This window comes from Kitasatospora sp. NPDC058965, assembly GCF_042741245.1.
Lineage (GTDB): Bacteria > Actinomycetota > Actinomycetes > Streptomycetales > Streptomycetaceae > Kitasatospora.
Genome location: NZ_JBHYKG010000025.1, coordinates 39,005 through 45,312, shown reverse-complemented (window position 1 = coordinate 45,312; position 6,308 = coordinate 39,005). Strand labels below are relative to the sequence as shown.

The 6,308-nt window shown below is 73.1% G+C and carries 6 protein-coding genes; 4 read left to right on the top strand and 2 right to left on the bottom strand.

What is annotated here, in order from left to right; all coding sequences use genetic code 11:
* The first annotated feature begins 247 nt into the window (after positions 1-247).
* From groL to ACFW1A_RS07130, 3 genes are all read left to right on the top strand, one after another.
* Positions 248-1,870, top strand: coding sequence for a chaperonin GroEL (groL, locus tag ACFW1A_RS07140; protein WP_380405546.1), 1,623 nt, complete (start codon positions 248-250; stop codon positions 1,868-1,870).
* 86 nt (positions 1,871-1,956) lie between these two features.
* Positions 1,957-2,307, top strand: coding sequence for a hypothetical protein (locus ACFW1A_RS07135; RefSeq protein ID WP_380405543.1), 351 nt, complete (start codon positions 1,957-1,959; stop codon positions 2,305-2,307).
* Positions 2,304-2,567, top strand: coding sequence for a DUF4031 domain-containing protein (locus ACFW1A_RS07130; RefSeq protein ID WP_380405540.1), 264 nt, complete (start codon positions 2,304-2,306; stop codon positions 2,565-2,567). The genes ACFW1A_RS07135 and ACFW1A_RS07130 overlap by 4 nt, the downstream gene beginning before the upstream one ends.
* Positions 2,568-2,580: 13 nt before the next feature.
* Here ACFW1A_RS07130 and ACFW1A_RS07125 read toward each other — a convergent pair whose 3' ends face one another.
* Complete coding sequence (locus ACFW1A_RS07125; RefSeq protein WP_380405538.1) at positions 2,581-3,222, bottom strand: HD domain-containing protein; 642 nt, start codon at positions 3,220-3,222, stop codon at positions 2,581-2,583.
* Between the two features lie 88 nt (positions 3,223-3,310).
* Between ACFW1A_RS07125 and ACFW1A_RS07120 the strand changes: the two genes are divergently transcribed.
* Positions 3,311-3,997: a copper homeostasis protein CutC gene (locus ACFW1A_RS07120; protein WP_380405535.1), complete on the top strand. Its 687-nt coding sequence runs from the start codon at positions 3,311-3,313 to the stop codon at positions 3,995-3,997.
* A 43-nt stretch (positions 3,998-4,040) separates the two neighbouring features.
* Here ACFW1A_RS07120 and ACFW1A_RS07115 read toward each other — a convergent pair whose 3' ends face one another.
* On the bottom strand, positions 4,041-6,107 hold the full coding sequence (locus ACFW1A_RS07115) for a HelD family protein (RefSeq protein ID WP_380405532.1): 2,067 nt from the start codon (positions 6,105-6,107) through the stop codon (positions 4,041-4,043).
* Positions 6,108-6,308 lie beyond the last annotated feature (201 nt).

The following is a 6,308-nucleotide window of genomic DNA, read 5'->3' as shown; positions in this document are numbered from 1 at the left end:
CCAGTTCCCCCGCCGGGGAACGGGGTGCGGGCCTGCCGCCGTTCGCGTCGTGTGCCCGAAGGAGCTTGCACTCGCCAGGGTGGAGTGCTAATCATTGGCGTTAGCACTCGCAGTGTGAGAGTGACAAACGGACCGGGTCGGTGAGGCCCCAGGGAGCGGTAGGGGACAGGCCCCCCGCACACCAGGGCCGTCCGTCGCGGGCACCTTCGGTCCGAGCAGTCGACCGTGTCCTGGAGGACCACTTCCGATGGCCAAGATCATCGCGTTTGACGAGGAAGCTCGCCGCGGCCTTGAGCGTGGCATGAACCAGCTTGCCGACGCCGTCAAGGTGACGCTCGGCCCCAAGGGCCGCAACGTCGTCCTTGAGAAGAAGTGGGGCGCCCCCACGATCACCAACGACGGTGTCTCGATCGCCAAGGAGATCGAGCTCGAGGACCCGTACGAGAAGATCGGCGCCGAGCTCGTCAAGGAGGTCGCCAAGAAGACCGACGACGTCGCGGGTGACGGCACCACCACCGCCACCGTGCTCGCCCAGGCGCTCGTCCGCGAGGGTCTGCGCAACGTCGCCGCCGGCGCCAACCCGATGGCCCTCAAGCGCGGCATCGAGAAGGCCGTCTCCGCCGTCTCCGACCAGCTGCTGGCCCAGGCCCGCAACGTCGAGACCAAGGAGCAGATCGCCGCGACCGCCTCGATCTCCGCCGCCGACACCCAGATCGGCGAGCTCATCGCCGAGGCGATGGACAAGGTCGGCAAGGAAGGCGTCATCACCGTCGAGGAGAGCAACACCTTCGGTCTGGAGCTCGAGCTCACCGAGGGCATGCGCTTCGACAAGGGCTACATCTCGGCCTACTTCGCCACCGACCTGGAGCGGATGGAGGCGTCGTTCGACGACCCGTACATCCTGATCGCCAACTCCAAGATCGGCTCGGTCAAGGACCTGCTCCCGCTGCTGGAGAAGGTCATGCAGTCCGGCAAGCCGCTGCTGATCATCGCCGAGGACGTCGAGGGCGAGGCCCTGTCGACCCTGGTCGTCAACAAGATCCGCGGCACCTTCAAGTCCGTCGCCGTCAAGGCCCCGGGCTTCGGCGACCGCCGCAAGGCCATGCTGGGCGACATCGCCATCCTCACCGGCGGCACCGTGATCTCCGAGGAGGTCGGCCTCAAGCTGGAGAACGCCGGTCTCGACCTGCTGGGCACCGCCCGCAAGGTGGTCATCACCAAGGACGAGACCACCATCGTCGACGGTGGCGGCGACAGCGAGCAGGTCGCGGGCCGGGTCAACCAGATCCGTGCCGAGATCGAGAACAGCGACTCGGACTACGACCGCGAGAAGCTCCAGGAGCGCCTCGCCAAGCTGGCCGGCGGCGTGGCCGTCATCAAGGCCGGCGCGGCGACCGAGGTCGAGCTCAAGGAGCGCAAGCACCGCATCGAGGACGCCGTGCGCAACGCCAAGGCGGCCGTCGAGGAGGGCATCGTCGCCGGTGGCGGCGTCGCCCTGCTGCAGGCCGGTGTCGCGTTCGACAAGCTCGAGCTCGAGGGCGACGAGGCCACCGGTGCCAACATCGTGAAGGTCGCGCTGGAGGCCCCGATCAAGCAGATCGCCACCAACGCCGGCCTCGAGGGCGGCGTCGTGGTGGAGAAGGTCCGCAACCTCCCCGCCGGCCACGGCCTGAACGCCGCGACCAACGAGTACGTCGACCTGGTCGCCGAGGGCATCATCGACCCGGCCAAGGTCACCCGCTCCGCGCTGCAGAACGCCGCCTCCATCGCGGCGCTGTTCCTGACCACCGAGGCCGTCATCGCCGACAAGCCGGAGAAGGCCGCCGCGGCCGCCGGCGGCGGCATGCCGGGCGGTGACATGGACTTCTGATCCTTCGTCCGAAGGATCGGCTGTTCGAGAAGGGCGGTCTCCCCGGTGCGGGGAGGCCGCCCTTCGGCGTGCGGGACAATGGACGGATGGCCGACATCGAAACCGCCCTGCACGGCGCCCGCGCGCTGATCCTCGCCGACCTGGCCGCCCGGGACGTGGCGGACGCCGCCGTGGTCTCGCTGGTCGAGGACGCCGTGACGCACCGGCGCTGGTGGCTGGAGCAGTGGCCGGACGGGGCCGCGTTCGTCGTCGGGCTGGTCGCCCAGGACGTGCAGGACGCGCTGCTGGAGGGGTACGGCCGGTGGCCGCTCTGCGACGCCTGTGCGGCCGAGGGGGAGCTGCACTCGCTCAGCGTGGAGCCGGAGTTGGGGCCCGATCCGCACTGGGTGTGCGGCAAGGAGGGCATCGTGGTGGCAGCGGTCGGGTCGCTCACGTGATCCTGATCGACCCTCCCACCTGGCCCGGCCACGGGCGGCTGTGGTCGCACCTGGTCAGCGACCGCTCGTACGAGGAGCTGCACGCCTTCGCGGCCGGTCTCGGGCTGCCGCCGCGTGGCTTCGAGCGCGATCACTACGACGTCCCGGCCTCCCGCTACCAGGACGCGCTGGCGGCCGGCGCGGCGCCGGTGGGCAGCAAGGAGCTGGTGGCCCGGCTGACCGCGGCCGGCCTGCGCCGGCGCAAGGCCGGGGTCCAGTGACGCGGCACGGACCCTAGCCTTCGAGGGCGGTGAGCTCGGCGGCCAGGTTGGCGCGGGCCCGTGCGTCGTACCGGGCGACGGCCTCGGGGGTGCGGTAGAGCGCGGGCAGGGCGAGCAGCTGGCGCAGGATCGCGGCCCGGCCGGCCCGGAAGTCCGGCTCGGGCACGAAGGCGTACTCCTCGCGCACGGCCGCCGCGTAGGCGGCGTAGCGGGCGGGTTCGGCCCCCAGGATCGCCAGGTCCGCGTCGCACAGCACCTCGCCGTCCCGGTCGCCCGGCTCCGGGTGGTGGCTGAGGGTCAGCCGGACCAGCCGGGCCACCTGCTCGATCCGCGCCTCGGCCAGGCCCGCCTCGCGCAGTGCCCGCACCGCGAGCTCCGCGCTGCGCTCCTCGTTCTCGCTGCGGTCGGGCCGGTAGACGGCGTCGTGGAACCAGGCGGCGAGCCGCACCGCGTCGGGGTCGGCCGCGTGCGCGGCCAGTTCGTCGACCCGGTCCAGCACCGCCCGCAGGTGCTCGGTGGTGTGGTAGCGGCGCTGCGGCTCGGCCCAGCGGCGCAGCAGTTCCTGTCCGTACGGCTCTGGGTCGGCGCTCGCGCCGCAGCGGGTGAGGGCCGTGTTCCAGCGGGCGAGCAGGTCTTCGGTTGCCATGACGGTCATTGTGGCCCACCCGCCCGGGCGGGGGTGCGGGGCCTTTTGGTGGTGGGGGGCTCGCGGCGGGGAAGGGTGGTGTGGCATGGTAAGCGACATGTCTAGACCAATCTTCGAAGTCATCGCGCTGACCGCGCAGGACGCCCAGGCCGCGCAGTCCGGCGGTGCCGACCGCCTCGAACTGGTCACGGACATGGCGGCCGACGGCCTGACCCCCTCACTGGCCGAGTTCGCCGCGATCCGGGCCGCGGTCGACCTGCCGCTGCGGGTCATGCTGCGGATCCGGGACGGCTTCGCGCCCGGCGACCTGGACGAGCTGTGCGCCCGCGCGGCGGCGCTGCGGGCCGAGGGGGCCGACGAGTTCGTGCTGGGCTTCCTGGACGGCGCGGGCGCGGTCGACCTGCCGGCCGTGCGGACGGTCGCGCAGGCGGTGGACGGCTGCCGCTGGACCTTCCACCGGGCGATCGACCACAGCGCCGACCGCGCCGCGGTGCGCGCGGCGGTGGCCGAGCTGCCCGGCCTGGACACCTTCCTGACCTCGGGCGCGGCGGCGGGCGTGGAGGCCGGCCGGTCCGTGCTGGCGGGCGAGTTGGCCAAGGCGGGCGAACCCGGCTACCAGCAGCGGATCCTGATCGGCGGCGGCCTGCGCGAGGAGCACCTGGCCGAGCTGGTCGCGGAGGGCTTCGACGCCTTCCACGTCGGCGGCGCGGTCCGGGCGGCCGGCTGGGACACGCCGGTGGACCCCGCCAAGGTGGCGCACTGGCGGGCGCTGATCGGGGGGTGAGCGGCGGGGCCCGCTGTGGGGGCGGGCCCCGCTCCACTCCGGCTCAGCCCAACTGCGCCGGCAGCGGCTGCTCGTGCAGCACCGTCAGACCGGAGACGGCACGGGTCAGTGCCACGTACAGCCGGCGCAGCCCGGTGCGCTCGTCCGGCTCGCCGGCCACCACGGCGGCCGGCTCGTCCAGCACCACGTAGTCGTACTCCAGGCCCTTGGCCAGCGAGGCCGGCACCAGGGTCAGCCGGGCCTCGGCGGTGGTCTCGGCGCCGGGGGTGAGGAAGGCCAGCCCGGCCTCGGCCAGCGCCGCCTCGAAGAGCGGGATCCGGGCGTCGGCCACGATCAGGCCGGTCGACCCCTCGCGCCGCAGTGCCTCGTGACAGGCCGTCAGTACGGCCCCGGTCAGCCCGTCGGGCACGTGGCGGACCGTCAGGGTGTCCTGCCCGGTGCGGATCGAGGTGGCCGGCGCCAGGCCGGGGGCGATCACCGGCAGCAGCCGCGAGGCGTAGGCGATCACCTGCTCGGGCACCCGGAAGCCGGTGGTCAGCTCCTCCACGTGGGCGCCCGCCTTGCCCAGGTGGTGCAGTGCCTCGGGCCAGCTGGCGGTGGCCCACGGGGTGGTGCCCTGGGCCAGGTCGCCGAGCACGGTGGCCGAGCCGGTGGTGCAGCGCCGGCCGACCGCCCGGTACTGCATCGGCGAGAGGTCCTGGGCCTCGTCCAGCACCACGTGGCCCAGCGAGTGGGTGCGCTGCACCAGGTCGCGGGCCTCGTCCACCAGCACCGCGTCGGCCGCGCTCCACGGCGCGGTCTTCACCGAGCGGGCCGGCTTGGGCCAGCCGATCGCCCGCTGCTCCGCCTCGGCCAGGATCCCCTCGGCGCAGTGCGCCAGGAATTCCGGCTCGCCCAGCAGCCGCAGCACCAGCTTGGCCGGGTCCACCGCCGGCCAGCAGGCCTTGACCAGGGCCTTGACCTCGCGGGACCGGGCCACCGCGTCCTGCACCCGGTCGTCCGGCGCCTCGCCGCCGTGCTCCATCTTGACCAGCACCGCGTGCGCGATCCGCTGCGGCAGGGCCTCCATGGCCGCCCCGTAGCGCACGTCGCGGGCAGCCAACTCCTCGATGATGCCGGTGAGTTCGTACACCGGCACGCGCCAGCGGCGGGACCCCCGGGTGACCACCAACGGCTCGGTGGGCAGCGTGATGCCGTCCCGCACCGCGCGGCGCAGCACCGCGGCCAGCCGGGCGTCGCCCTTGATCCGGGCCGCCTCGGCGGTGTCCCGGCCGCGCACCTCGACGTGCGCCACCAGCTCCTGCACGGTGGCCTGGGCCACGTCCAACTCGCCCAGGGCCGGAAGGACCTGCTCGATGTAGGAGAGGAACGAGCTGTTCGGGCCGATCACCAGGGTGCCGGCCTTGGCGAGCCGCTCGCGGTGCGCGTACAGCAGGTAGGCCACCCGGTGCAGGCCGACCGCGGTCTTCCCGGTGCCGGGGGCGCCCTGCACGCAGACGGTGCCGCCCACGTCGGCGCGGACGATCTCGTCCTGCTCGGGCTGGATGGTGGCCACGATGTCGCGCATCGGGCCGACGCGGGGCTTCTCGATCTCGGCCGCGAGCAGCGCGGAGGCCTGCTCCAGCTCGGCCGGATCGCTCAGGTTCTCGTCCTCGTAGGCGGTCAACTCGCCGCCGGTGTAGCCGAACCGGCGCCGCTTGCCGATGTCCATCGGGTCCTTGCGGCTGGCCCGGTAGAAGGTCTGGGAGACCGGCGCGCGCCAGTCGATCACCATCGGGTCGCCGTCGGCGTCGTGCACGTGGCGCCGGCCGATGTAGAACCGCTCGCCGCCGGCCCCCTCGGACCGGTCGGACGAGATGGCGTGCAGGAAGTCCAGTCGGCCGAAGAAGAGCGGGGTGTGCGCCAGGTCGGCCAGCGCGGCGATCCGGCGCTGGATCTGGTCGTGCAGGACCTGCTGGGTGACCCAGGTGCCGGCGACGTCGGAGATGTCGAGCGACTCGGCGTCCTCGCGCATGGCGCGCAGGGCTGCGCGGGAGGAGGCGAGGTGGTCGCGCTCGCGCCGAAGCGGGTCGTCCTCGGCGGTGGCGGTGGTGGTGGCGGGGGAGTGCACGGCGAACCTTCCCGGCCGCGCCCTCCGGGCGCGGCGGTCTCGTCAGTAGCTCACGGTGGGTACACCTGGCCGGTTGCCGAGCGGCCAGGACCTCCCCTGGATCGGGAGGGGCAGACCGGACAGCTTAGACCCGTCGTTCGTGCCGAAGCCAACGGGTATTCGCCTGATAAGCGTCTCGGGGTCGGGTACGCCGCGCGGACG

What these genes read in the sequence shown, in the direction of transcription:
- groL (WP_380405546.1), top strand. Translation starts at nt 248, where the DNA reads ATGGCCAAGATCATCGCGTTTGACGAGGAAGCTCGCCGCGGCCTTGAG.
- ACFW1A_RS07135 (WP_380405543.1), top strand. Translation starts at nt 1,957, where the DNA reads ATGGCCGACATCGAAACCGCCCTGCACGGCGCCCGCGCGCTGATCCTC.
- ACFW1A_RS07125 (WP_380405538.1), bottom strand. Translation starts at nt 3,222, where the DNA reads ATGACCGTCATGGCAACCGAAGACCTGCTCGCCCGCTGGAACACGGCC.
- ACFW1A_RS07120 (WP_380405535.1), top strand. Translation starts at nt 3,311, where the DNA reads ATGTCTAGACCAATCTTCGAAGTCATCGCGCTGACCGCGCAGGACGCC.